The organism is Leptothoe sp. PORK10 BA2, assembly GCF_034932105.1.
Lineage (GTDB): Bacteria > Cyanobacteriota > Cyanobacteriia > Phormidesmidales > Phormidesmidaceae > Leptothoe.
Genome location: NZ_JAYGIG010000114.1, coordinates 104,884 through 130,994, shown reverse-complemented (window position 1 = coordinate 130,994; position 26,111 = coordinate 104,884). Strand labels below are relative to the sequence as shown.

Annotated in this window: 21 protein-coding genes; 6 read left to right on the top strand and 15 right to left on the bottom strand. The window is 52.1% G+C overall.

The genetic code is table 11. From position 1 onward, the window contains the following. Positions 1–405 precede the first annotated feature (405 nt). A complete protein-coding gene (locus tag VB741_RS15435) occupies positions 406–1,848 on the bottom strand; it encodes a tetratricopeptide repeat protein (RefSeq protein ID WP_323366071.1) in 1,443 nt (480 codons plus the stop codon). Between the two features lie 174 nt (positions 1,849–2,022). Continuing rightward, positions 2,023–2,397: a hypothetical protein gene (locus VB741_RS15430; protein WP_323366070.1), complete on the bottom strand. Its 375-nt coding sequence runs from the start codon at positions 2,395–2,397 to the stop codon at positions 2,023–2,025. Positions 2,398–2,731: 334 nt separating this feature from the next. Here VB741_RS15430 and VB741_RS15425 point away from each other — a divergent pair, with 334 nt between their 5' ends. Further along, a complete protein-coding gene (locus VB741_RS15425) occupies positions 2,732–4,519 on the top strand; it encodes an SWIM zinc finger family protein (RefSeq protein WP_323366069.1) in 1,788 nt (595 codons plus the stop codon). Positions 4,520–4,546: 27 nt separating this feature from the next. On the opposite strand, the gene VB741_RS15420 is transcribed toward VB741_RS15425, so the two are convergent. Both VB741_RS15420 and VB741_RS15415 read right to left on the bottom strand, forming a co-directional pair. Further along, positions 4,547–6,727 carry an AAA family ATPase gene (locus VB741_RS15420; RefSeq protein WP_323366068.1) on the bottom strand — a complete coding sequence of 727 codons (2,181 nt, stop codon included), beginning with the start codon at positions 6,725–6,727 and terminating at the stop codon, positions 4,547–4,549. A gap of 113 nt (positions 6,728–6,840) precedes the next feature. After that, complete coding sequence (locus VB741_RS15415; RefSeq protein WP_323366067.1) at positions 6,841–7,323, bottom strand: photosystem I reaction center subunit XI; 483 nt, start codon at positions 7,321–7,323, stop codon at positions 6,841–6,843. Between the two features lie 556 nt (positions 7,324–7,879). Here VB741_RS15415 and VB741_RS15410 point away from each other — a divergent pair. From VB741_RS15410 to VB741_RS15400, 3 genes are all read left to right on the top strand, one after another. Further along, positions 7,880–11,884: a hypothetical protein gene (locus VB741_RS15410; RefSeq protein ID WP_323366066.1), complete on the top strand. Its 4,005-nt coding sequence runs from the start codon at positions 7,880–7,882 to the stop codon at positions 11,882–11,884. A 98-nt stretch (positions 11,885–11,982) separates the two neighbouring features. Next, positions 11,983–12,816 carry a hypothetical protein gene (locus tag VB741_RS15405; RefSeq protein WP_323366065.1) on the top strand — a complete coding sequence of 278 codons (834 nt, stop codon included), beginning with the start codon at positions 11,983–11,985 and terminating at the stop codon, positions 12,814–12,816. Between the two features lie 636 nt (positions 12,817–13,452). After that, positions 13,453–14,388: a ribonuclease Z gene (locus tag VB741_RS15400; protein ID WP_323366064.1), complete on the top strand. Its 936-nt coding sequence runs from the start codon at positions 13,453–13,455 to the stop codon at positions 14,386–14,388. Positions 14,389–14,471: 83 nt separating this feature from the next. Here the strand turns inward: VB741_RS15400 and VB741_RS15395 are convergent, their stop codons facing one another. From VB741_RS15395 to rimO, 10 genes are all read right to left on the bottom strand, one after another. Beyond that, positions 14,472–14,972 (bottom strand): hypothetical protein, encoded by a 501-nt coding sequence (locus VB741_RS15395; protein ID WP_323366063.1) that lies wholly within the window; start codon positions 14,970–14,972, stop codon positions 14,472–14,474. Positions 14,973–15,252: 280 nt separating this feature from the next. Next, a complete protein-coding gene (cobU, locus tag VB741_RS15390; protein WP_323366062.1) occupies positions 15,253–15,798 on the bottom strand; it encodes a bifunctional adenosylcobinamide kinase/adenosylcobinamide-phosphate guanylyltransferase in 546 nt (181 codons plus the stop codon). Between the two features lie 121 nt (positions 15,799–15,919). Next, positions 15,920–16,057, bottom strand: a complete 138-nt coding sequence (locus tag VB741_RS15385) for a hypothetical protein (protein WP_323366061.1) — start codon at positions 16,055–16,057, stop codon at positions 15,920–15,922. A 129-nt stretch (positions 16,058–16,186) separates the two neighbouring features. Then, complete coding sequence (locus VB741_RS15380; RefSeq protein ID WP_323366060.1) at positions 16,187–16,828, bottom strand: DedA family protein; 642 nt, start codon at positions 16,826–16,828, stop codon at positions 16,187–16,189. 228 nt (positions 16,829–17,056) lie between these two features. Beyond that, positions 17,057–17,614: an Npun_F5560 family protein gene (locus VB741_RS15375; protein ID WP_323366059.1), complete on the bottom strand. Its 558-nt coding sequence runs from the start codon at positions 17,612–17,614 to the stop codon at positions 17,057–17,059. A 470-nt stretch (positions 17,615–18,084) separates the two neighbouring features. Next, positions 18,085–18,429: a 30S ribosomal protein S6 gene (gene rpsF, locus VB741_RS15370; RefSeq protein WP_323366058.1), complete on the bottom strand. Its 345-nt coding sequence runs from the start codon at positions 18,427–18,429 to the stop codon at positions 18,085–18,087. A 116-nt stretch (positions 18,430–18,545) separates the two neighbouring features. After that, positions 18,546–19,049: a Tic20 family protein gene (locus VB741_RS15365; RefSeq protein WP_323366057.1), complete on the bottom strand. Its 504-nt coding sequence runs from the start codon at positions 19,047–19,049 to the stop codon at positions 18,546–18,548. 207 nt (positions 19,050–19,256) lie between these two features. Next, positions 19,257–19,463, bottom strand: coding sequence for a hypothetical protein (locus tag VB741_RS26450; protein ID WP_442786369.1), 207 nt, complete (start codon positions 19,461–19,463; stop codon positions 19,257–19,259). A gap of 84 nt (positions 19,464–19,547) precedes the next feature. After that, entirely contained in the window at positions 19,548–20,960 is a 1,413-nt protein-coding gene (locus VB741_RS15360; protein ID WP_323366056.1) for a DEAD/DEAH box helicase, read from the bottom strand. A gap of 64 nt (positions 20,961–21,024) precedes the next feature. Further along, positions 21,025–22,386 (bottom strand): 30S ribosomal protein S12 methylthiotransferase RimO, encoded by a 1,362-nt coding sequence (rimO, locus tag VB741_RS15355; protein ID WP_323366055.1) that lies wholly within the window; start codon positions 22,384–22,386, stop codon positions 21,025–21,027. 404 nt (positions 22,387–22,790) lie between these two features. Between rimO and btpA the strand changes: the two genes are divergently transcribed. Both btpA and VB741_RS15345 read left to right on the top strand, forming a co-directional pair. Further along, entirely contained in the window at positions 22,791–23,603 is an 813-nt protein-coding gene (btpA, locus tag VB741_RS15350; RefSeq protein WP_323366054.1) for a photosystem I biogenesis protein BtpA, read from the top strand. Positions 23,604–23,767: 164 nt separating this feature from the next. Further along, positions 23,768–24,685, top strand: a complete 918-nt coding sequence (locus VB741_RS15345) for a vitamin K epoxide reductase family protein (RefSeq protein ID WP_323366053.1) — start codon at positions 23,768–23,770, stop codon at positions 24,683–24,685. Between the two features lie 96 nt (positions 24,686–24,781). Here VB741_RS15345 and VB741_RS15340 read toward each other — a convergent pair whose 3' ends face one another. Next, positions 24,782–26,062 carry a PP2C family protein-serine/threonine phosphatase gene (locus VB741_RS15340; protein ID WP_323366052.1) on the bottom strand — a complete coding sequence of 427 codons (1,281 nt, stop codon included), beginning with the start codon at positions 26,060–26,062 and terminating at the stop codon, positions 24,782–24,784. Between the last annotated feature and the right edge of the window lie 49 nt (positions 26,063–26,111).

Sequence of the window (26,111 nt, the reverse complement as noted above, 5' to 3'; positions counted from 1 at the left end):
AACGATGATGATACCGAGTAGGTTTGCGATCGCTGCCAGCAAACATAACCATCAGCTGGTTTGCTTTTGTCCAGAATTTTTCTGATTTTGGGTCCATGGAAGCCAAAGACAGTAAGCCAATGGGCGAATTTAACAGTGCGGCACCCCCCCAGCCCAAAGCTAAAGCCCAGGGAATTAACTCTATCCATAAGCGCTCTGCTGCAGGTGGAGCTCTCCGAAATACGTGAGGAGCCAGCCACCAAAACGCAGTGACAGGCAGCACAAATTGAATAAATTTGAGGCACCAAAAGCTTTTGCTCCGAAGCAGCTGAAACAGAGGAAACTTTTGGCGGCACTTCTCTACAGCTTTTGCGGCTCGGACGTCTGGGTTTGACAGCAAGGGTCGTAGGCCGCGATCGCATCTTCCTAAGAACCCAACCGACGCAAGGCCGCAGCTTTTCTATGAAGGGTTTTATGATCGTCTGGTTGCATGGCCAGGATGGCATCATAGACCCCAATCGCCTCCTGGCAACGGCCTAAATTAGCCAGGGCCACCCCTTTGCTATAGAGCACGTCTCGCATGTGTGGCTCAATGGCAAGGGCCGCATCATAGGCAGCCACCGCCTGGTTAAAACGACCTAATTTAAACAGGGAATGGCCCTTTCTATAGAGAGCTTGGCAATCATCTGGTTGCATGGCCAGGATGGCATCATAGGTGGCAACAGCCTCCTTGTAGCGACCTAATTTGTGCAGGACTAAGCCTTTTTGATAAAGCGCTTTGTCATTGTCTGGCTGCAGCGTGAGGGTATTGTCCCAGACGGCGAGGGCCTCTTGGGGACGGCCTAAGGCTTGCAGCGATAGGCTTTTGTTATAACGTTCGTCGTACAGATCGGGGTTGATGGCCAGGGACGTGTCATAGGCCTCAATGGCCGCTTCGTGGCGACCTAACTGGGCTAGGGATAACCCTTTGTGGTAAAGGGCGTCCTGGAGGTTGGGCTGAAGCTGGAGGGCCGCATCGTAGGCCACAATCGCTGCTTCATGACGATCTAACTTGGCAAAGGATAGGCCCTTGTTATAGAGGGTACTGGATTTATCTGGTTTGAGCACTAGCGCCTCATCGTAGGCTGCGATCGCCTCTTCGTAACACCCTAACTTAGCCAGAGATAGGCCCTTATTATTCAGCGTTTGATGCAGATCCGGTTTGAGGATGAGGACCGCATCATAGGCTGCGATGGCCTCTTCGTGGCGGCCCAGCTTAGCCAAGGATAGACCCCGATTATTGAAGGCTGCATATAGGTCCGGGTTGAGATCGAGGGCAGCGTCATAGGCTGCGATCGCAGCCTCGTAACGGCCCAAGTTAAACAGCGATACGCCTTTGTTATAAAGCACATCAGGTAAATCGGGTTGGGTGCCGAGGGCGGCGTCATAGGCTGCGATCGCATCTGCATAACGGTGCTGCAAAAATAAGGTGTCGCCCTCCTCCACCCAATGTTTCGTCGTCCAACCTTTGGTCACATCCACCACTAACGGCTTAGCCCCAGCCTGGTAAAGCTGCATAGCTTTTGCATTGGCTTCTAGGGCCTCACCATACCGACCCAGCTTTTGTAAGACGACGCTGTGTTTTTCCCAAACATTGGGACTCTCCGGCAGGACCAGTAACACCTGCTCAAACAGGGACAGGGCAGCTGCGTAGTCATCCCCACTCATTTTCTGTAACCCTTGTTCAAATAGGGCGCTCACATCGGAGGCTGCTCCATCTTCCGCAGCTACTGCCGACCGCGTCTCTTGTTCAGGAGCGGTTGTTTCAGGAGCAGTTGTAGGGAATTTGCCAATGGCGTTGGGCTGGGGGCGAAAAAAACGGATGACCATTAGGAAAATGCTGGAAGGAGAAAACTTTAAATCACATCCAAATTGAAATCTGTAGTCTCTCTGACGACAAAACGACCGTTCTAGGCACCGTTACCGTTCTGGACATACATAAGCTTTATTGTAATGGGGGTTACCCTACGTAGACGTTTTTTATACCCAATCATTACAGTTACCTCACGTACTTTTCTCCGTGAGATCATAGATATGAGCGTTAGGGGTGTGAGCCACCACTAAAACAATGCTTGTTTGCCAAGTAACACTGGCCCCCAAATCCTGCTGATACGCCTGCCGAATCCTGGCCAAATCCTGGTCAGCAAAGGTCTGGGCTAAATGGTTCATATAACGGGACTCCTCCCCAAACCATCGCGCCTTTAACTGACAGGTCACCACCAGCTCCCTGGACAGTTTAATCAGAGTTTGGTCAGCGACTAAACCCGTACCCTCAAACCAGCCAGGAATGGCATCCACATCCCAATATCGGTCAGGGTCCTGGGTGTATAGGCTATCTTCCACCTGATGTAACCGTCGGAAAAGCTTAGAGGTTTGCACTTTAATAAGCCCCCACGAATCTGGGATAATCGTTATCGCCCACTTAGGTAAGACCTCAGACGGATGCCAGTCCACTCGAAAAGGATGTGATTGCCCACGAAAAGCCGGACATTCTTGCCGTCATAGACGAAGTCAAAACAGCAATGGATAATGCCCTTTTATAAAGGGCGGAATGAAAAATATTGATATCAGTCATAGGTTTGGCCTGAGGGAGAGACCTCTCCACAATCGATCAAATCTTTAATCTAGCCGTGGTTAAACTCAGATTTATTGCCACATCGATGCACAATGATTGGAACATTGGATGCATGCATTCAGCCAAACCTATCGGGTAATGACACTACCAAAACTAACGCTATCGACCATTAAGCGTAATGCGACCGATAAGTCCTTTTCGCGGGGCAAAAACTACTGGAAATCAGGGGCAGTCGTGTCGCTAACCCAGCGACAACATGTATTGCAAGGCGAAGTAGAAGGCAATGACCCTTTGCCCTATCGCATTACCGCTAATTTTGATAGCGGTGGCATTACCAGTGCCCGTTGTAGCTGCCCCTATGCCTTTGAAGGCTGGTGCAAACATATCGTTGCCACCCTAATTGCTTGTATAGAACAGCCGGATACCATTGACCAACGGCCCACTTTAGCGCAGCTATTAGCCCCATTAACCCCTGACCAAACCCAAGGATTGGTGCAAACCCTCGTAGACGACAACCCTGAGCTGATTGAGGCGGTGGAGTTTTATGTTACTCAGCTGAGCCAACCCAAAGTAGGTCAAGCCAAACGATCCAAACGCAAAACCAGCGTTGATCCAGCCCCATTTAAGCGCCGGGTAAGGGAAATTTTGCGCAGTGCGGTTCATGACTGGGAATATGGTCGTGATGACGACAATATTGCCTACGAGCTAGAACAATTGTCGGCAGATGCATTGGCCTTTGCTGAGCAAGGCGATGGCCACAATGCCATGGTAGTGATGTCGGGCATCACCGAAGGCTGTATTGCCCACTGGGGAACAGTCTATGAATTCATTGGCATGGGACCCGATGAATTCAATATAGATTTAGATACGGCCTGGACCGAAGCGATTTTGAGTACGGACCTGACTGGTGATGAGGCTCTAGAATGGCAGGAAAAACTGGAAATCTGGCAACAGGAGCTGGGTAGTTTTGCCATGGCCCTTGAAGCGTTGAGGCAGGGTTGGGACTATCCCCCCCTAGTAAGTGTCTTGCAGGGAGACATTTCAGCACTAGGGGCTTGGTCAGGGGAAGCGCCCACTTGGGCGGATAGCTTTAGTCGGATTCGCCTAAAAGTATTGGAGCGACAGGAACGTTACGAAGAGTATTTGTATTTGGCCGAGGCTGAAGGCTGCACGCAAGAATATTTGACCATGTTAGGCCAACTGGGCCGTACGGATGAAGCAGTGGCGGTGGCCACTGAAGAGATGACCACCCTGGCAGAAGCAAAGTCCCTAGCAGAAATATTGCGGAAACAGAACCAACTGGATCAGGCCCTGGACATTGCCATGCGGGGGCTGAAATTTGAGGAGGACCGCTCTCCCTATCAGGTGTTTGACTTTGCTGTGTGGACCAGTGAACTGGCGAAAGGTTTAAATGAATTAGCCATAGCACTAGAGACTAGAATCATTGCCTTTCAAGCTAAACCTTCCCTATCGGAATATCGAACGGTTGAATCTCTCTCCCCGGATTGGTCGGAGACTAAGGCCAAATTATTGGCCTATCTGCGACAGGCGAATGACTGGATGGCGCGGGAGGCTAAGGTGGATATCTTTTTGCAAGAAGGATTGGTGGATGATGCGATCGCATCCGTCTCTTCCTCCACCTATAGCTATAGCTCATCAACGCTGGTGATGCGAGTAATGGATGCGGCTATCGAGAGCCACAGCGATTGGGTGATCAAAGTCGCCCAACGAGAGGCGGAACAAATTATGGACGCAGGTAACGCCAAAGCTTATGGCACAGCCGTGAAGTGGCTGCAACGCATACAGCGAGCCTATGCCGCCCAGGGGAAAGACGCTACATGGGACCGCTATAGCGAAAAAATAGCCTCCACCCATGGACGCAAGTATAAGCTGATGGGATTGATGGAAACGACTGGACTTAGGTGAAGCGGACAGTGAAGCCAAAAACCATCCCTAGCTAGCGGTAGTTTTGCGGACCGTAATGAGGGCAATGCTGGTTTCCCAGGAAAGGGCGGTGCCAATCTCTCGGATATAGGTCTGTTGAATTGTTACCAGTTCTGCCTTGGAAAAAGCGGTGGCCAAATGCCCCATATAACGAGACTCAGGACCAAACCATCGTTGTTGTAATTGACGGGTGACCGTTAGCTCCGCCGGTAGCCGCATCAGGTCGACATCGGCCACTAACCCCGAGCCATCAAACCAACCAGAGATCGCGTCCAAATCCCAATATCGATCTGAATCCTGGGTGTAAAGACTATCCTCCACCTCCCGTAGCCGCTGAAATAGTTTTGGGGGCAGCGCATCGTTTGCCAGCAAGCTGTACAGCCGCAGAGTACGGAACGGAATCGTTTCCGTCAGCACCATGCGGCCCTCCGGAGCCAGCACATCAGCCAGTTGTTGCCAGATAACGGCTCGATTAGCCAGGTCCTTGAACGCATTGCGCCCGACGATACCGTCAAATACCACATCGGTTGCCTGGGTTTCTAAGATCCTAGGCAATTGCTCTAACGATGTAGACCATAAAACCGGACGGGCTAAGTCATGGAGGGTTTGGGCTTGTTCGGCCATGGCTTGCCGAATTTGCTCGGTGGCGGCACAGGCATAGACGCCACCTTCGGGAACCTGGCGCAGGGCTTCCCAGGTGAGGAGACCGGCATTGAGATCTAGCAAGACATGGTGTCGCTGGGGTTTGAGAGTGGTGTAGATGCGATCGCACACAGCCCGCAACGACTCCCCCGCATTCCCCAGGGTGCGCTGCAACCACCGTTCCTGAGCCCGATCCGTCGGTCCAAATGTCAGCACCTCCGGCAAGTCCATCTCCATCACCGCCGCCAACTGGGCTTCCCTGCGCCGGGCCACCTCTAAACGAATGGTGTCTTCATACCCTTGAGCAGACGGCTGATAAAACACCTTGCCCTGAAGGCCACTGGGCAAATACTGCTGTTCCACCCAATGGTCCCGGTAGGCATGGGGATACAAGTATCCCTGGCCATGACCAAATTCCTCCTGGTCCCGACTGGGGTCCCGCAGAGGATTAGGCACTTCCGCTTCCCGCTCCTTTTCTACGGTGGCCAGGGCATCAAAAAAGCCCATGACACTGTTGGACTTGGGGCAGGTGGCCAGGTACAGCGCTGCTTGGGCTAACGGGTAGCGCCCTTCGGGCAGACCCACCCGGTCAAAGGCCTGGGCACAGCTGTTGGCCACCACCACCGCCTGGGGGTCCGCCAACCCCACATCTTCCCCCGCAAAAATCACCATGCGGCGAAAGATAAACCGGGGGTCTTCTCCGGCATAGACCATGCGGGCCAGCCAGTAGAGGGTGGCATCAGGGTCCGAACCCCGCATGCTTTTGATAAAGGCACTGATAGTGTCGAAATGGGCGTCCCCTTCCTTGTCGTATAGCACCGCCCGCTGCTGGATCGACTCTTCTGCCACGGCCAAGGAAATGGGACTATCTGGGGTGGTTTCCACCGCCAGTTCTAGGGCATTCAGCAGGGCACGGGCATCGCCGTTGGCGACGTTAACCAGATGGTCTAGGGCATCGTCATCGATCTGGATATTGCGATCGCCATAGCCTCGGTCTGGGTCGGTGAGGGTTTGCTGCACGATCCGCCGCAGGTCTTCTGGCCCCAGGGGTTTGAGCTGAAATACCCGAGACCGGCTGACCAAGGCCTTATTGACTTCAAAATAAGGATTCTCGGTGGTGGCCCCAATCAGAATGACGGTACCGTTTTCCACCCAGGGCAGAAGGGCGTCCTGCTGGGACTTATTAAACCGGTGGACTTCATCAACGAAGAGAATGGTGCGTTGGCCGTGTTGTCCCCGGAGATCTTGGGCGGTTGCGATCGCACCTCGAATATCCTTCACCCCCGCCAGCACTGCATTAATGGCAATAAAATGGGCCTTCGTCGTATTGGCAATCACCTGGGCCAGGGTGGTCTTACCCGTCCCCGGCGGCCCATAAAACAATAACGACGATAGCTGATCCGCCTGAATCGCCCGCCGCAGCAACCGCCCCGGACCCACAATGGCATCCTGACCCACATATTCATCTAAGTTACGGGGACGCATGCGGGCCGCCAACGGAGCCTCTGACCCCATCAACGTCTGTCGATGTTGTTCAAATAAATCCATGGACCAACATCATCAAAAACTCTTTAAAACGTCAGCGCCCCCAAAAATGGAGGCGCTGACCATGGAATGACGATTCGTTTAACGGACGTTCTAGTAACCGCTAAAGAATAGCCCTACATGCCACCAAAAATTGACTGCAAAGGTAGTAGGTGAGGGCTTTGGGTTAGCAAGAATGCAAACACAGCACCACCGCAGCCACCGATAAAGAAGCCGCTAGCAAAATTGCTCCAGCCTTCACGGGTCGCATAGGACTCAGGAGGATTAGGCGTGGTCAATGTGCCTGCAGGTCCAGCCGGGGAAGTTGCACTATAGATAGCAATTGCCACAGTTAGGATAAAGACAAAACTAACAGCACACAGAGCACCAGCCACAGAGCTGTAGTCTGTATTCCGCAGTGGGCCTAACAAAGCAAAAGGTCCATAGAACCAATAGCCATGGGCAATACCCACTTCTAGACCACGGCTAAATGGAGACAGACCTGCCCGGTAAGCAGGCAAATTATTAATGTAAGTACGTGCAACCGCAGAAGAATTAATCGGAGTCGCAACGTTACCCACTTCGGGGGCTCCAGTTGCGCTTGCAAAACTAGTTGCCATAAGAACGTCTTCCTATGAAATGGACAGTCGTAAGACAGGAAATTTGAACGTGCCGTTGCTGATTCAATGGCTGAAATAAAATCATACCGAGGAGCAACAACACCCATATATGTAACGCTAGCCAAATCGCTGAGGCCGTAAGCCACCCTTGGTAGCACCATGCCAAAACAAGTTCCAAAACAAGTATGGAAGTGGCACAGAAACGATATGACTTACCAGCGCCCATGCGCTAGCTGCATCTGAGCCCAATAATCTCACAGAAGCTAACCAAACATGTTGATTGCAACAGCTTTGTTAAGGACGAAGGTGTACAACGTTAACTTACTTAACAGTTGCATCGAGGACGGGGTGAGCAGGACATGGGAATAGAGCACAGGCTAGAGCAAAAAGGTAGCGGCCCAATGACACTGCGGATTACTTCCCAGAACTTCGCTCAACTACGTGGACTTGGCCCAGCTCCATACATGCTTCGTCATACTCATGGGCATTGAACCATTAACTAGACACAATCGAGAGATGACGCCAGATCCATGGGCGTCACCCTGGAAAATGTGTCATGCACCTAAAAATTCTGGTTGATACAAATACGGTCGCCGCTCAGGTCCATCTCCTCCGGGAGTTAGATCGCTGGCTAGAACTGGGGTTGGTCTCTGAAACCCAAGTGATCAATATGGGCCAAACCCTATGTAGCCGCCTACCGATTGCCTACAAAATACCCGAGGCCTCAGCGGCAATCCCTTTGGCCGCAACCAGCCCCATACCAGAGTCAACGGCTCCCAGTCTCGCCACTACAGCCGCACCAGCCGCATCTACGGTGAGTCGAGCATCGCTCTTTTCCCGCTGCAAATCGGACCTAGTGCAGTCATTTTTGGCAGAAATCAGCGTCCTATGGCTGTTATTTCTGGGGGTGTTTTTGGTGGTGGTGTCGTCGGGGGTACTAGCCGCCAGCCAGTGGCAGTCGTTTTCGACGGTGGGTCAGTACGCCATTCTATTGATTTATACCCTGGCCTTTGGGGCCGCTAGCTATTGGACGGCGGCCCAGGCCAAATTGCAAACGACGGCTCAAATGCTCAAAGCGGCAACGCTGCTGCTAATTCCTCTGAATATATGGATGATGGATGCCCTGGGGATAATCCATGGGTCTGGCGGTGGAGCTACTGCCCTAGCGATGCTGGCTACCGTTGGCCTGAGTGGATTAACCCTGGTATTGGCTCCGCAACGACGCGCGGGGTTAAATTTCCTGGGTTTGAGCTGGCTGCATTGGGGATGGGGCTTTGCCCTGTGGCCCATATTAGCCACCTATGTCGGCACTGTAGGCAGTGCGATGAATTTATTAGGCACAGTGTCTAGGACCACACCCAAGGAAAATGCGAAGAATTTATTAGGCCCACCGTCTGGGGGTGAGGCGACTAGGGATGAGGCCACAGAAATAGACGGTGCCTCGGGGACAAAACCGGGGGGAATTTTAGTCGTGGTGGCCCTCATCATCCTTTTAGTGCGCAGTCTCTGGATTGCCCAAGTCCCCATTTATCAACTCGGTCTAGCCTGGGGCATCTGTGGCTGGATGCTCTGTCGGCTACATCGCCAGTATCCGCTCTGGCCCCAGCTAGGGGCAGGGTTAATGCTCCTGGGCTGGCTAGTTTCCATCGAGCAACAACCGCTACAAGCCATGGGTGTCAGTGGCTTAGCCGGCTGGTTATGGCTGGAGCGTTTGCAACGACAAACCCAGACACATGAGCAGTTGCGCACCCTATCCATCCTCTGGCTCATGGGCTTACAGGCCTGTGGCCTAGGGTGGCTCGCCCTGCCCACACAACTGACCCAAACTATCCTAACGGGGGTAGAAAAATTCACCCTAGAACCCGTCAATGCCTTCCATGTCGCTGGGGTGTGGCTGTATGGCTACGTCGGCGTCATGGTGCTGGGGAGCAGACGGTTTCAACGCCAGGGAAACCATGGCTGGGCTCTGCAGACTGAGCAGTTAGCCTTAGTCATTGGCGCTAGCCTGGTGCTCTGTGCCCTACCCCAGGTGGAATCATTTCTGTTCCCCCTCAGTTTAGCGGGGCTAACCCTTACCTTTGGGGCCTTTACTCGGCTGCGGACCTCGGCCCCCAGTTGGTTAATCTATGGCACCCACAGTGCGGCGTTGGTCACCTTACTCAGTGGACTCTATGTGATCAGTGCCCGGATACCTGACTGGGGCAATCTCCAGTGGGCCATGGTCTTGATGGGGCTGACGGGGGTGGAATGGATCATCAGTGTTGCCAGTAGCCACTATCTTGAATGGCGGCGATCGGCTTGGTATCTGGGTATCGGGTCCAGCGTCATGGCCTATAGTCTGTTGCTGGACAGCTGGCTGGATAATTGGCTGGGCAACGGGGGCAGCTGGATCCACCTGATATGGCTGGTGGTGCCGGGACTATTGACCTGGCTAGTCCACCAGCAACGGTTTGCTACAGACCGCCCCCAAATTGCCACAACGCTGACAGTAGTGGCTCTGGGGGGTCAAATTTTATTGCTCAGTTCCTGGCCCATGGCAACGGTTGCCTTGGCCATGGGCGCAGGCATGCTGTTTCTCCATAGCCGCCGTTGGCCCAGTCAAAAATATCTGCCAGCCCTAACAGTGGGCTTTGCCGTGGCCGGTGGCCATACGGCAGCCCGGCTCTGGCCCAGTCCCTGGCCCCATAACCTGGCTCAGTTATTTTTGGCCATGGCTCTCTTTGCTGCAGGGCTCACTGTGCTGGCCCACTCCCTCAGTCGGTCATCTTCCCCCTTGGGGCAGGCCTATGGCATCGCGAGCCGGGGTTGGAGTCGCGGTTTGGCGGTGGGGCTGAGTTTGGGCCTCACACTGACCGTGTTGCTGGCCCATGGTCTAGGAACTGGAATTAGCGATCGCATCCTTACAGCCCAACCAATATCTCCAGATACAGACATCCTTTTTCGCTACGGCATAGCCGCCATCGCCCTAGTCCTGGCCAGGTTTTGGGGTGATCGACGACGGCTGACAGATCCGGACTATTGGGAGTTGGCTTATGGGGTGGCCCTCGGCATCACCCTGGCGATCTCCCTAGGGCATCGGGAAACCAATCCCCAAACCTGTGGAGCCACCATGGCCGCCCTAGGGTTGATCACCCAGCTCATGGGGACAATAAATACCCAACGAAACCAGCAGCCTTACCCCACTAGCTGGCATTTCATTCCATTGGCCTATGGAGCCTTGGGACTGCTGTTGGGCCACCTGCACTTCACGGGGACCACAGGCTTTTATTCTGTGGTCTTGGGGCTGGTGACATTGGCCATAGCTCAACGACAGACAGAGCTACGACCGTTGAACTATGGCGGACTGGGGCTACTGTCTCTGGGGATCTACGAACTGGTGATCCATCGCATGCTCCAGGCCAGCGGGGGTGAACCGGGGGATGGATTGACGATTTTGGCCCTGGTGGGAGTTGCGATCGCACTGATCTATCTCCTCTGCCAGCGATGGATGCAGCGCCACAGTCAACTCACCGAAACGGAGGTTCAGACAGCGGCCCTGCTCCACTGGCTGTTGGCCGTGGTCCTGGCGACGATGGCCATGGTTGTCGGCCAAAGTCTCATCGGCGTAAGGCTTTGGCTAGGGGTAACCAGCTTGCTATCCCTCTATGGCTGGCTCAAGGGAAATTACCGCTGGTTTCCCACCCATGCCCCTAAGCTAACCACAGGCAAAATGCCCCTCGCCAGGGAGCACCCCAGCTATTCCCAATGGACCTGGACTGGCCTGATCATCGCCACCGTTGCCGTGCCGTACGGAGTACAACAGCTACTACCAAACCTGACATTGCTTAGAAGTTGGGGCCCTCTACTTGCCTGTGGTCTAAGTTTAGTCATCCAGAAACTGCCCTGGCAGCGTTGGGGTTGGCCGGTACGTCCTTGGCAGCGCATGGCATTGGTCTGGCCCCTGCTGGCGACAATGCTGGGCCTGGCGACGGTAAAAACCCAAAGCCTGCTGCTAGTGGGAGCGTTCTATGCCGCCATGGCCCAACAGTTCCGGGCCATCCGCCTGAGCTATATCAGCCTAGGGCTACTCAACTGGTCCCTGGTGCGTTATCTCCTAGAGCACGGCTGGCTAACACCCCTGTGGTTCAGTACTCTGGTGGGGATATCGGCCCTATATATCCTAGAGGTCGACCCCCACTGGCAAAGGAATACAACCCGCCACCAACGCCACCGGCTCCGCAGCTTTGCCACCCTGCTGGTGGGGTTAACCGCCATTTTTCAAGCCGAAACCAGCCCCCAACTGGTTATGACGGGATTGAGTCTGCTGATTAGTTTTGGGTTTATTAGCCTGGGCCTAGGTGGGCAGGTGCGGGCTTACCTCTACACAGGTACCCTCACCTTTGCCCTGCAAATATTGCGAACTACCATGATTTTCATCAGTACCGATGGTCGGCTGCTTTGGGCGGTTGGGATTGTGCTTGGCATCACTCTGATTTGGGTGGCGGCCACCTTTGAATCCCGCCGTGTCCAAATACGCGGGTTACTGAATCAATGGTCCGCAATGCTGAACAATTGGGACTAACAGACCCTCATCAGCCCTAAAAGCACAATTAATCTTGACCTATCCCTAGCCGTCTCACGTTAACCTAGCATGCATAGCTAACCGCGCAGTGTGGAACGATGGCAGCAAGTTTAGAAAAAATGCTGCGATTTATTGACGATTACCAGCAGCAGCGACCTCAGGAATCCTCAATCCAAGTGGTGCGGTCTTTACGGGCCTATACCCGCGCCTCCTATGCAAGTAAATTTTGGGAAATTGTGGCTGGCAATAATCCCACATTTATTAAAGGAGAGCTAGACAACCAATCGGTGGTGCTCATGGGCCAGAGCATTGATTTTGCCCACTTTATGGCCGCCCTCTCCGACCAAACCTGGGGGGGCAATCTCCGCTCCACCCTCAGTGATGGTGCCCTATGGCTCTCCTCCAAATTACTCACGGGGCGGGGGTACGATAGCCGCGAATACACAGCCGCCATTGGGGATACGGCCCAACCGATTGAAGTGTATCTGGATAAATATGGCCCCCAGGCCTATGAGCCAGAGGCCCTGACTAAACTAATGAATCAGTTTGCCTCCGCACAGGACTATGCCTCTGATCTGGTGGCCTTTGCCGTTGGCCGATTGCTGTATGAGAATCCTGCCCTCTCCGTCAGCTCTGCCATCTCAGAAGCCAGCTGGTTTAACTATTCGGATACGGTGAGGCGTTACCTGGTGGATATGTTTGATGCCCAGGTGGCTCCCAAGGGATTTATTGTCAACGGTACCCAGGTGCGATCGCGAATCTCTGAACGGATTCGAGCCTATCTGTTAATTAAACGGGATGTGATTAAAGGCACGGCGTTTAACCGCAGCTACCGACAGCGAATTCGCCCAGCCCTAATCGATCATGCCAGCGACCACTTCATTAAGTATCTCCAACAGGCCATGGTTTATCACCATCGCCCTAACAATTAACCCAGCAGCACAAAAAAATCTACCAAAAGAAAAATCGGCCCTGAACAGGGACCGATTTCAAAAAGTCTTCTGACTTTGCGTTTATCTCTCATTTGGAGGTGGTTGAAAATGCATTACGCACCGTCTAATCAATCTCCGTAGGATATTGTAACAATCAGTACACTTTTTTCTGTGACGAATCTTCACTAAATTGCAATGAGTTTCTGCTTAAGGACGTCGGTGTTACTACCTAAGGATTGTCAGTAAACGAGTTCACAAAGCAAATTAAATTATTGAGATAGCGAAAAAGTCAGGGGATCTTGATGTATTGGTCGTAAAAACTCTGATTTTGGTATAAATCCTGTCCCCACCCAGAACGCTCGTTGTATCTCAAGGTGCACAACAGGTAAAACTTGGACATCACTTGAACATAGTTTAGGACAAGCTGCCAGGCCCTTCAGCGAGGCAAGCATGGGGGTAGGAACCCACAAAACCCACGCTATTAAAAACAGACAAACCAACTCCAAGCAAATCCAAATACCCCATGCATCAGGCGGCAAGAGCCCGCTAGGTCCGGTCAAACCCAACCCTTGTCAAGCATAATAATGGGGAGGCTAGCCAGATTCCGTCCTGTTCGCCAACTCCCCCCATAGTCCTTTGCAAATTACATTTCTCGGTACTAGTTCCGGTGTTCCCACCAGGGCACGCAATGTGTCAAGTGTTGCCCTACGCTTACCGCAGCGGGCCGAAGTGTGGCTGTTTGACTGTGGAGAGGGCACCCAGCACCAGTTTCTCAGAAGTGATTTAAAATCTAGCCAGATTCGGCGCATTTTTATCACCCACATGCATGGTGATCATATTTTTGGCCTGATGGGTCTGCTGGCAAGCTGTGGTTTGGCGGGCAATGTGTCGCGCATTGATATATATGGGCCACCCAAGCTAAATGAGTATCTACAGACTTGCCGGCGCTGTTCCCAAACCCACTTTTCCTATCCCATTAAGGTCCATACGGTAGAACCAGGCAAGGTCTTAGACGATGGTGAGTTCAGCGTTTATTGCCAGCGGTTAGAGCATCGGGTGCCCGCCTTTGGCTATCGCATTGTGGAGAAAGATCGCATTGGGCATTTTGATGTTAAACGGGCCGCTGCCCTGGGGATTCCCTCTGGCCCCATTTACGGCCAGCTAAAGCGAGGCGAAGCGGTTACCTTGCCCGACGGTCGGGTAATTAATGGCTCTGATCTCTGTGGTGAAACCATTCAGGGCAGAAAGCTGGTGTACTGCACCGATACGGTATTTTGCGATCGCGCCATCGAACTCTCAGACCAGGCCAGCGTACTCATCCACGAATCCACCTTTGCCCATCAGGATGCAGAACTCGCCTATCAACGACTCCACTCCACATCCACCATGGCTGCCCAAGTGGCCCTAGCCGCCCAAGTCAAGCAGCTCATTCTCACCCACTTTAGCCCTCGCTACGCTCCGGGCAATACCATTCAGCTCAAGGACTTGCTGTCAGAAGCCAAAGCAATTTTTCCCAATACCCTAATGGCCCACGATTTCCTCGTCCACAATATTGAACGAGCTGCAGCATAGCCCTACTTCTCACCAAACTTCTCACCCACCCTAAAGCTGCACCCAGGCAAGGGAAATTGTTACCGATCTCTCAGTTTGATCTCTCAGTCCGATCTCTCAGTCCAATGCTGGTCGTTAGTAGCAATCGCTGGGTGACCATCCGCTTCCGGATCCAACTGATATCCCTCAATGGGATCTTGATTAAGTCGCGTTTTCAAACGACTAAAGTGGTTTTTGTTATTGATCGGTAAGTGAGGTGTGGGTAGCTCATCATTGGGCCAATTGTCGATATCACTACAGGGGCAGAGCTGAGCTACACGTATCACCATGGGCATAGCGATAGGAATAGAACAGCGAGCGCAATCGGTAATTTCCCACTGGGGTGACAACAGCTGCTCTATGGTTTCCTCCGTGCCCTCCAAGTGACAGTCGCGACCACCGTTGGCCATAATGGTTTGCCAACAATCATGAAACGCGCGGCTAAAACCATCACCTGCTAACACAGGAACAGGTAGTTGAGGCGCCAGCCCATGCTGGAGATGGATCGGCTTACCTAACTGAAACCAGTAGGCTAAATAGTTTTGAACTTCTTTTGGAGTCGCCATAGACCACCTCGCACTGTGATTTTTTTGTACAGTACGTCGACTGCCACACTCTCATCGTAACGCTTCAGTTTTAAATATCCGGAGACGTTAACCTATTCTCAAGGTCTGAATACCCATGTCCAGAACTGTAGTTTTTTCGGTGAGAAACCTCCAGGTTTCAACTTGGACGTGATTTATATATAGCAGGCAAAATTCCTGATCTCCACCGAGGAGATGCCGGTCGCTTCTGGGTAAGTAAAACCTATGGGCAGGACAAGTAGCCTATCCCTTAGTAGGGGCCCTATTCATTGGGAGGTAGTGGTGTTCCTAACTGCTTGAGATTGAGGACGTAGCCACCGGTAACAAGGTAAACCTGAGTTGAGATCGCACCAATCTGCCGCGACAAAGCTCCCAACCGGTCACGAAATGTTCGCCCCAAGGGATAGGCAGGTACCACCCCCCAGCCAGTTTCTTCACCAACCAAAATCACATCACAGGGGGGTGGAGTTAGCGCCCCTATCAGTTGCTCAACATAAGACTGCCACGAGGCCTCATCCAGTTCCAAATGATTCGCCAGCCAAGTGCCTAGGGAATCCACTAGTAGACAGCTGTTAACATCAGCCGTTTGGATAACTTCGACCAGATCGTGAGGCACCTCTTGGATATGCCAATCCATGGGACGACGTTGGCGATGTAGTTCAATGCGTTGCTGCCACTCGGCATCATCAGCCAATACCGTCGATGTTGCGATGTAAACCACCGACTTTTGGGTTTGTTTAGCCCAGTGCTCAGCCCATTCACTTTTCCCAGAGCGAGCCGGACCTGTGACCAAAATCAATTGAGGCATTAGCCATTTTGAATTGAAGGATGCACCAATCTGAAAAAAAGCCTCACACCAGTTTTTTAGATTACACCATCCCCAGGATTAGCCAAGTCCGACCTTAACGGGCCAACTTTAGCAGCCAACCCTAAATCCAGTCAGGATTGAACTGGGGCTGATCATCAGGATTAGCGGTGTGATATCCCTCATACAACCAAGCCATAAAAGAAATAAAGAAACCAGCGGCAGGTCCTGCCCCAAAAATAATTAGCTCAAAGCCAGTCATTACTTTGTCCCACTTGCTATGTGCCAATTTTGGCACTGGCCTACAGTAAGTTACATCGGCGCTTGCACTGAAAGGGAAGGGGTACAAAGTATATAGAACGCAGTATATAGAACTACGCAAGTTGTAGGATCAGTCTGGAGCTGGGGCATGTTGACGCCGCTCCAACAACCATAGAGCTGTAATCCAAAGAATAACCAGAACAAAGGCAGCAATCGTAAACTGGGCAACCCAACCCACCAAAGTAGCCAGGGGAATTAAACGACCGACAAAGAAAGCCAAGGTAACCATGGCCGTTCCCCACAGGCTAGCCCCCAGTAAATTGCACAGTAGGAATTTCCAGTAGGGCATCTGGGCGATACCTGCCAGGGGTCCAGCAAAAATGCGTAGCAGTGCAACAAAACGGCCAAAAATCACCGCCTTGTCCGCATTTTGACTAAACCGATCGCGGATGTTGACCAGCGCTGATTGATCCAGGCGCAGCAGGTTGCCCAACCGCACCAGTAGGGGCCACCCACCATAAAACCCAATCCAGTAACCGATGCTATCGCCAACGACGGCACCTGCGATCGCACTGAATAAGACCCAGCGATACACTAGTTCTTCACTACCGGCTAAAAAGCCCCCCACTAGGGTCACCGTTTCCCCGGGCATAGGAAGCCCCATATTTTCGAGCATGATCCCAAAAAAGATGGCCCAGTAGCCATAGTCTTCAGCCAGAGTTTGGATCGTTTCGAGAGAGAAAAAGTCGAACGTCAGCGGGACAGTGTGCATGCAGGCGGGTTTAAACTTCTTCTATTTTATTCACTTTTTCTTACAATTGGGGGACATCCACGGCAGGAGAAACCAAGATTTTCACCTGTCCCCTAAGTTCGATCCCATTGCTACACAAATAACGTTCCCAGCTATGGGGTGAACTATGGGTGCACACCGATAAATAGAGCTACGAAAAAACCTCCCCAAGGGGAGGTCAGTGAAGAACCTAAGCCATGAGAGGCGGACTTAAGCTTCTGAAAAGCTAGCCATTGATGCCCGACCCAACATGGACTGGGGAAAGGTAGGTAAATCCAAACAATGCTGAGTTCGGCGAGTTCTAACGGCCAAACGGTAGCTCACATTTTGCAATTCAGCATTGAGCTGACGATTTTCCTGTTGAATAAGGGCGACACGATTCTTCACCGCCAACATCCGCTCAGAAAACTTTTGCTTATAGATTTTAGGCAGCTCTTGAACAACTTGCTCCAGCATCCGGGTACGGTCGGTCAGTTCTTCAACGGTCTGACGCATCTGATGAATTTCTTCATCCCGACTTTCTATCTGTTCTTGGTAAAACGCAACCTGGGTTTCTACACCCTGTAGCTGTTCTCGCAGGGCCCGAACCTCAGCCTGATGACGCTCAGAAACATCCGGCGACGGCAGAAAATCTTGGTTTCCTTTCACCAAGCGAAATAGCTCTTGAGACAGCTGTTGTACCAGCTGATCTCTCATTTGCAACTCTTCTTGCAAACGAGCCAATTCTACTTGGGTGTCAGACGTTTTCAACTTAGTCAATGGGGCCACGAGATCACTCCTAAAATACTAAAGATGACTTTTAAACTGTCCCGGTTCGCCGAATTATATATAGACAAGAGCCAAATCACTAACGAACAAACGAGTACACAGGAAAAGGTATTACAGCGAACACCCAAGTGCCCACAAATTTAGCACCAATTCTGCAAAATGCAAGAAATTTATTCTATAGGTTTGTGATTATCACTTTGCTCGCCTAATTCACCCCAGGGAAGCGCACCAGAGAATACACCAGGGGGAGTCGCGAGAACCTTAGGAAACAGCAGCTATAGGCGGTGCAATCCGATGCATGGATTCATTCAGATGCCAAACCCCAAGACTTAAAAACGCTGACTTTATCAAATGGCCAGACCCCAATACTTAAAAAGACCGCTGCTCAAAAACGAAGCGGCGGTCTTGATGTCTATTCAGATGGACTACTGTCAGATGGACTACTTGCCCAACCAAATCAAAGAAAACTGTTAGGAGCCCAAAGGAGCAGCCTGAGCTGGAGCTTCCTCAGGTTCAGCTTCGCGGGGTTCATCAATGACGAGTGTTAAGTAGCGAATAATATCCTCACTAAGGCGCATGTCACGTTCCATGGGAGCAATGGTTTCCCCTGGAGCATGGTAGTTCATCTGAATATAAATGCCTTCACGATACCGGTTGATTTCATAGGAGAGACGACGCTTACCACGATGCTGAGTTTCTAAAATCTCACCACCCTTCTCCTTGATCATTCCTTGATATTTACCAATGGTATTATCGACGGCCTCATCGCTAATATCGGGCCGCATAATATACATGGTTTCGTAAAAATTACTCATGCTACTCCTTATGGACTAAATGGTCTGGCATCAGAAGCGCGCCAGACAAGGGTTCACCATCATAGCAGAAAGGAAACCACCATTAACAGGCCATAAACCAAACCGCTCACCATCCACTAGCGGATCTGCATGTGAACCGCTTCCGAAATCGTTGGAATCTCGGGATAACGCCCCATCAAACATTGAACAATAGAGTAACCAACGGCAGCTATGCCACCAAATAGCAACACGTTATAGAGCGTATCGGTAATTAGCTCCAAACCTGGCAAGGTCAATAAGCTCAACAAAAGGCTGCCAATAGAAATAATGAAGCCGATCAAAATTGCCTGCAGCGTATTGAACCGAATAAAGTGGCTAATGTTTTCGTTACGCACCACTAAAAGGAACAGGGCAAAGAACACCGCCAATGACCCCAGCCCGAATGGGACAAGCTGATAGACAAACATAACGGGAGAAATCAGCAATAAGAGCACCTCACCCACGGGTGCCAATGCAGGAAAGTTTGCAATTAACTTAAACAGAGCCCCCCCGACCACAACAGCGTCAAATAGGGGTAGCAAGTAGGGCAGTCCCCCCAGTACCTTGTCAGAAGTTTCATTTGTGCCGCTGCGCCAAGTCATAGGAATACTCAAAAATAAATACTATTAGTAGCTAAAAATTTTGGCAGCCTTGTGGTTTACGGTTGGGTAACCGGCCAGCTGTCTCAAAACTATCCCTAGGATAGCGCAGCTTCCAGAGACCGTTCTACGGTTTCTACGAAACGGTACGGATGCAACCGTTTTATAGCTAATAAAAAACGAATAAAAAGCCCATAGATACCATAGACCTCATGAGGCTGGCCAGGATTCAATATTGGCCAGCCGAAAACCCATTTGACACTGGTAATGGGGAAGTGGGGTGGAAGAGTCTAGCGGTTGAGCACAGCCTAACTTACCATCGTGAAAACGGGGTTGGCCGCTCTGATTGGCCATGAGGCAACTGGCGCAAACCGTGGCTGATGGAATCACATGGTTGTCTAGCAGAATCACCAGCATAGTATGACACCCCTCCTAGAACTTAACCCCATTTTAAGTGAGGTTTAGGGGGATTGGGCAATCCTTAGGCCGGACTTTACCGGACTAAAACATACTTTTAGATACAGGTGACTGAATCCGGCGACGACGAGCCCGTTGGCTCCGTTGACGATTGGGCTCTTCCTCAGCGAAATAGGGTTGATCTTCATTATCCCCACGCATCCAAACCGGACGGGTTTGGTCGTAGGCCATTTGCAATGCGGCAGCGGCCACCGTGTGGGGATCGTATTCTGCCGTTAGCTGGGACACAATGGGTAAAAATGAAGCTAGGCGTTCGCTGGTGACGGCCTCTTTGATTTGGGTTTGCAATTTTTCTAGGGAGCGGGCAGCAATTTCTGCTTGGGTAGGTACCTTGCAGAAGGCAATCTCTTGCTGAATATGCCGCTCTACTTGACGCAGCTGATACTTTTCTAAGGGATGGACAATGGAAACCGCTCGGCCTTCTTGACCAGCCCGCCCAGTGCGACCAATGCGATGCACATAGCTATCGACGTTGTCAGGTAGCTCGTAGTTAATCACATGGGTTAAATTGTCCACATGGATACCCCGGGCGGCAATATCGGTGGCCACCACCCAACGGACTTGGCCCTGCTTAAAGCGAAGTAGGAGACGCTCCCGCTGAGGCTGGTTGAGATCACCGTGGTATTCGTCAACGCTGTGGCCGGAAAACTGTAGCTGCCGGGTAAGCTCGGCAGCTGTGCGGCGGGTACGGACAAAAATGATCGCCGATTCTGGGTCTTCCATTTCTAGAATCGGCATTAGTGCCCGGGGTTTACTCCAACCTGGGGGTACCACATAGGCCAACTGGGTAATCCGCAGGGGTGCGGTATTTTGCGCCTTCACTTTAACCGTGACCGGCGATTTTAGAAATTTAGCCGCTAGCTCACGGATCGCTGGTTCCATGGTGGCGGAGAAGAAAGCGGTTTGGCGATCTGCCGGAGCATGGTTCAAGATAGTTTCCACATCTTGAATGAAACCCATATTGAGCATTTCATCAGCTTCGTCTAACACTAGCCAACTCAGCTGATCCAGTTCCAGAGAGCCCCGATTGAGCAAATCGAGCACACGACCTGGGGTGCCTACTACCATGTGGACGCCCCGCTGTAGCTGACTGAGCTGGCGTTCAATGGCTTGACCGCCGTACACCGGTAACACTTGGAGTTGGGAGTTTTGCTTCAGACCTTGAACGGCCTGACATACCTGCATCGCCAGCTCACGGGTGGGGGTCAGGACTAAGGCCTGCACCGCCCGCTTGTTAACATTGATCTGCTCCAAAATCGGCAGGGAGAAGGCTGCGGTTTTGCCAGTGCCAGTCTGGGCTAAACCCACCACATCATGCCCAGCAAGCATGTGGGGAATAGCTTGGGACTGGATGGGGGTGGGCTCTTTAAAGCCAAGTCCATCTAAATGTTGAGCTTGGGGTTCAGACAAACCGAGATCGGCAAAAGACAAGGTCATTTAGACTCCTTTGTTTAAGATCGTTTGAGGTTGTTTAAGACCGCTAGGGATGGACAAGGGGGATTTAAAGAGAAACTCTTACGGTCCCAGGAGCGGCTAGGGGGGACTTGTCAGATACAACTGTGCCAAACAAGTCATAGGTATCAGCGCCACTGATCTGCACAGGGACTATCTGGGCTAGGGGGGGAGCACCGTTGACATAAACTAGGCCATCGACATCGGGCGCAAAGCGAGCAGAACGGCCAATACATTCACCCTGCCCTGGGTTTTCCTGTTCGATCAACACATCGACGATCTGTCCAATCTGGGCCTGATTGCGCCTGAAGGAAATCTCCTGTTGGGTCAACATCAGCTCTTCTCGACGTTGATGCATCACCTCTGGTGCAACTTGGTTGGGCAGGGTGGCCGCCGGGGTACCCTCTTCGGCGGAAAAGGTGAAGACACCCACGTGGTCAAACTCGTGGCGTTGCACAAACGCTTTGAGATGCTCAAAGTGGGCATCGGTTTCACCGGGGAAACCCACAATAAAGGTGGTGCGCAGCACCGCATCGGGCAGGGCGGCTTTGAGCTGATGCATGATGTCGTCGTTTACCCGCCCCTGCCAAGGGCGATTCATGGCACGCAGAATCTCTGGGTGGGAGTGCTGCAAAGGCAAGTCTAGGTAAGGCAGAACATTGGGTGTAGTACGAATGGCTTCCAGTACCTCTGGGGTGAGCCCCGTGGGGTAGGCATAATGCATTCGGATCCAGGGCACATCCACATCGCCCAAGGCCCGAAGAAGCTCGGCTAACTGGGGTTTACCGTAGAGGTCAACGCCATAATTGGTGGTGATTTGGGAAATGAGCACCAGCTCTTTGACACCTTCCGCCGCCAGCTGATGAGCCTCGGCCACAATGGATTCGATCGGGCGGGAGCGCTGGTCACCGCGCAGGTGGGGAATGATACAAAAAGCACAGCGGTAATTACAGCCTTCGGCCACCCGGATGTAGGCCACACCTTCACTGGTGGTGCGATAGCGTGGGACCGTTTCGTCTGCAATGTAGGTGGGCTCGGCGGAAACCAACTTAACCCGTTCACCGGCTTCGGCCCTCTCAATGACATTCACGATGTGGTGATAGTCACCGGTGCCAATGAGGGCCACGGCCTCGGGAATTTCGTCGAGCAGTTCGGATTGAAAGTGCTGGGCTAAACATCCTGTAATCACAATCTTTTTGTCAGCTTCAGCTAGCTCGACCAATGTCCGCACTGACTCTTGACGGGCTGCCTCAATGAAGCTGCAGGTATTGACAATGACGTAATCGGCCAGTTCCTCGTTGGCGTCGACTTGATAGCCGGCCTGCACCAGGAGGCCCAGCATATGCTCAGTATCGACACGATTTTTCTCACAGCCTAGGTGAGATATGGCAATCGTTGGCTTATGGACCATGAATTCTTATGTAGACGGAAAATGCTGATATCCAAGCAGGCGTTGCGATCGCAAGGATGACTCAGCACCCTACCCTATCACTTCCAATTTGCCATGGCCACTATTAAAGGACTCTATTAGGAAGTAGCAATTAGCTACTAACGGCAGTGGATTTCTAAACAGGTAGCGATTGTTTTTGCCCGGTTGAGGAAATTATAACATAACTATACAATTCTGTGAGCCGTTACCGGAAAAAGCTGATTTACCTGGGATACAGCCTTATGGCCTAAGCCACAAATTCAGGCATGCTTAGGACTAGAGCAGCCTAAATCTGAAAAAGCTGGGCTAATGCTGTTCATTCAGCTCAATTCATTCTGAAAATCAGCAATGGCAGAAAATATTGCTTTTCCCTTCTTTGAGGCTTTGTGGAGTTAAACGCACTTTTTCAAACATCAACCCCCGTTATTGGGGTCGTTCATTTACTGCCCCTGCCTCCGTCGGCCCGCTGGCAGGGATCGTTACAGGCCGTAATCGAACGAGCAGTGCAGGAGTCGGTAGCGCTGGCCTCCGGTGGTGTGCATGGGATCATTGTGGAAAATTTTTTTGATGCTCCCTTTACCAAGGGAGCGGTGGACCCGGCGGTGGTCAGTGCCATGACCCTGGTGATCAGTCGGCTGCAGCAGCTGGTGGCGGTGCCCATGGGGGTCAATGTATTGCGGAATGATGCCCATAGCGGCTTGGCTATCGCCGCCTGTACTGGCGCTAAGTTTATTCGCGTCAATGTACTGACAGGCGCGATGGCCACGGATCAGGGGGTGATTGAGGGAGATGCCCACCGCCTGCTGCGCTATCGGAAAGAATTGGGAGCCGATGTCAAAATATTTGCCGATGTGCTGGTGAAGCATGGGGCACCGGTGGGCAGCATAGTCCCAGAAACCGCCATGGCCAGTGCCGTAGCCGATACCCTCCATCGAGGTCTGGCGGATGCTGTGATTGTTTCCGGTGGAGCTACGGGGGAGCCTCCCACGGTGCAGGATCTGGCTAAGGCCAAGGCAGCGGCGGGGAAGATGCCGGTTTTGGTGGGCAGTGGGGCCAATGTGGACAACATTCCCCAGCTGATGCAGTCAGCGGACGGAGTAATTGTTTCCAGTTCCCTGAAACGCTGGGGACAGATTGAGCAACCGGTGGACCCTCATCGGGTGGGGCAATTTATGGATGCCCTATGGGCATCAAGATAGAGTCTGGGTAGAGTCCGAATATGATGGATAATTTCCTTACCGAACCCCCCGTTTTTTGTCTAAGATGCAGTCGGGGTTGTCTTGAGGATAATTTGCCCAACCGGGCATGACTCATTTTCGACTTGTTTTTGTGTACTGATTAGCTTGGATCCAGCCATAAGACTATGGGACGTCGCCGTAAAGAAAATCGTGGGATTTATCGTTGGTCGCGCCCGGCCATTGGTGCGATCGCAACCGTCGGAGCCTTAGGCACAGCCTATCTGACGGTGATCAAATTGATGGGAAATAGCGCCGCTTGCCCGGTCAAGGGCTGTGACCAGGTCCTAACCAGCGCCTATGCCGATGTTTTTGGTATTCCCCTAACACTGTTTGGCTGTCTGGCCTATTTGGCCATGATGGCCCTATCGTTGGCCCCCCTAGCCATCAATGAAGACACCAACCAGGAACAGCGGCAAAAATTAGAAGATACCACCTGGCCACTTCTATTCATTGGCGCGACCGGCATGATGGTCTTCAGCGGATACTTAATGTATCTCCTGGCTACAGAGCTGAAAGCTGCCTGCCTCTATTGTCTGGCCTCAGCTAGCTTTACCGTGATCATGTTCCTGCTAACCATCCTCGGCCGGCAATGGGACGATCAAGGAGCATTAGTCTTTCGAGGGGTCATCATGGGATTGGTCACCCTGGTGGCCACCATTGGTATGTACTCCATCAGTATCAACGGCCCAACCACCAACGCTAGCGGCAACGCCGGTCCGGCTGTCACCAATACCTCTGGTACGGCGGAAGTCGCCTTGGCCAAACACCTCCAAGAAGTGGGAGCAAAAATGTATGGGGCCTACTGGTGCCCCCACTGCTTTGATCAAAAGCAGCTGTTTGGTATAGAAGCCAAGAAATACATGCCCTATATTGAGTGCGCCGATGACGGCGTCAACTCCCAAACCGCCCTCTGTAAGTCGGTACCCGAGGTAACTGGGTTCCCCACCTGGGAAGTGAATGGCAAATTTCTTCCAGGCACCCAATCCTTAGCCACATTAGCTGAAGCCTCTGGCTACCAAGGACCAACGGATTTCAAGAATTAGAGTCAGTCATTAGGAGCTTTGGTTAGGGTCATTAGCAACTACGCCAAAACCGCTGGCAAATAAATTGCTCAGTGGGCGGCCATGGCCCTAACCAAGCTAACCAAAATTGATCTCTAATAATGAGAGATCATCCAACAATGGAATCTCTTCACCCACCGCAGCATTAAGGTTGGGCATCGTCGCATAGCTAATCAGCTGATCGAGCTGGCCAGGGCGAGGACATTTAACAATATGGTCAATAAAGCTATCTAGACCCAAAATTTCCCCCGTTTCAGCAACGGAGGTTTCCGGCACCTCATAAACACCATCACTAAATATATAGAGGTAGCTGTTGTCGGGTATCGAGCAGCGTTTCCAGGTATAGGACGTATCCGGCATCATGCCAATGGGCATGCCAGGTGTCCGCAGCCGCATAGCCTCTAACATGTGGCCCTTGGGCCCCGCCCCATTAGCCGCCGCCCCATTGGCCTGTCCAGGTTCCGCTTCAGGCGGTTGCGACAGCAAGACGGCGGGGGGATGGCCAGCACTAGCGTACATCAGCTGCCGGTTCACTCGGTTATAAACGCCGTACCAAATGGTGAAATATTTTTCGTTTTGATCGGTCATCTGAAACATATTGTTCAGACTTTCCAACACTTTGTCGGGGCGATAAAAGTTGGTGCCGGGTAGGGATTGGGAGCGCAACACATTGAGCACAGAGGTGGAAAGTAGAGCTGCCCCTAACCCATGACCGGAAACATCCAACAGGTAAATCACCAAATAGTCAGGATCTAACCAATAGAAATCAAAACAATCCCCCCCCAGCTGTTGGGATGGGAGAAAACGGGTTTGAATTTTGACCGGAGCCTGATCGGTATCTTGGGGTAACAGGGACTGAACATAGGCGGCGGCCTCCGCCAGTTCATTTTCTAGATACTGCTTTTGTTTCTTTAAGTCTCGGGTCAGCTGACATAGCCGCATGCCGGATTTTACCCGCGCTTTCAGTTCTGCCATGTCGATGGGCTTCATCAGCAAGTCATCGGCCCCTGCCTCTAGGGCTTCCACACGGCTGGCGGTTTCAGCATGGGCCGTAATCAGCAGAAACGAGCTCATGGATAAATCCGGATACTCTTTCAACCGACGACAAATTTCTAAACCATCCACCGTTCCCGGTAAACGCCAGTCGCAAAGAATGACCGGTGGTGTGATCGCCAACGCCTGCTCTAAACCGTCCTCTGCGGTTTCTGCCATGGCAACGCGATACCCCTGGCTTTGCAGCATCCGCTGAAGGATACGCCGAATGATCGGATCGTCATCGATCACTAAAATATCTGCGATAGGATTAGCTGCCTTAACCATTACACCGATACGACGCAGAGGTTTGTTTGATAGTGCCATGACCCTAGACCCATGTTGGCGTTTTTCCATGGGCCATTGTTAGTTTCAC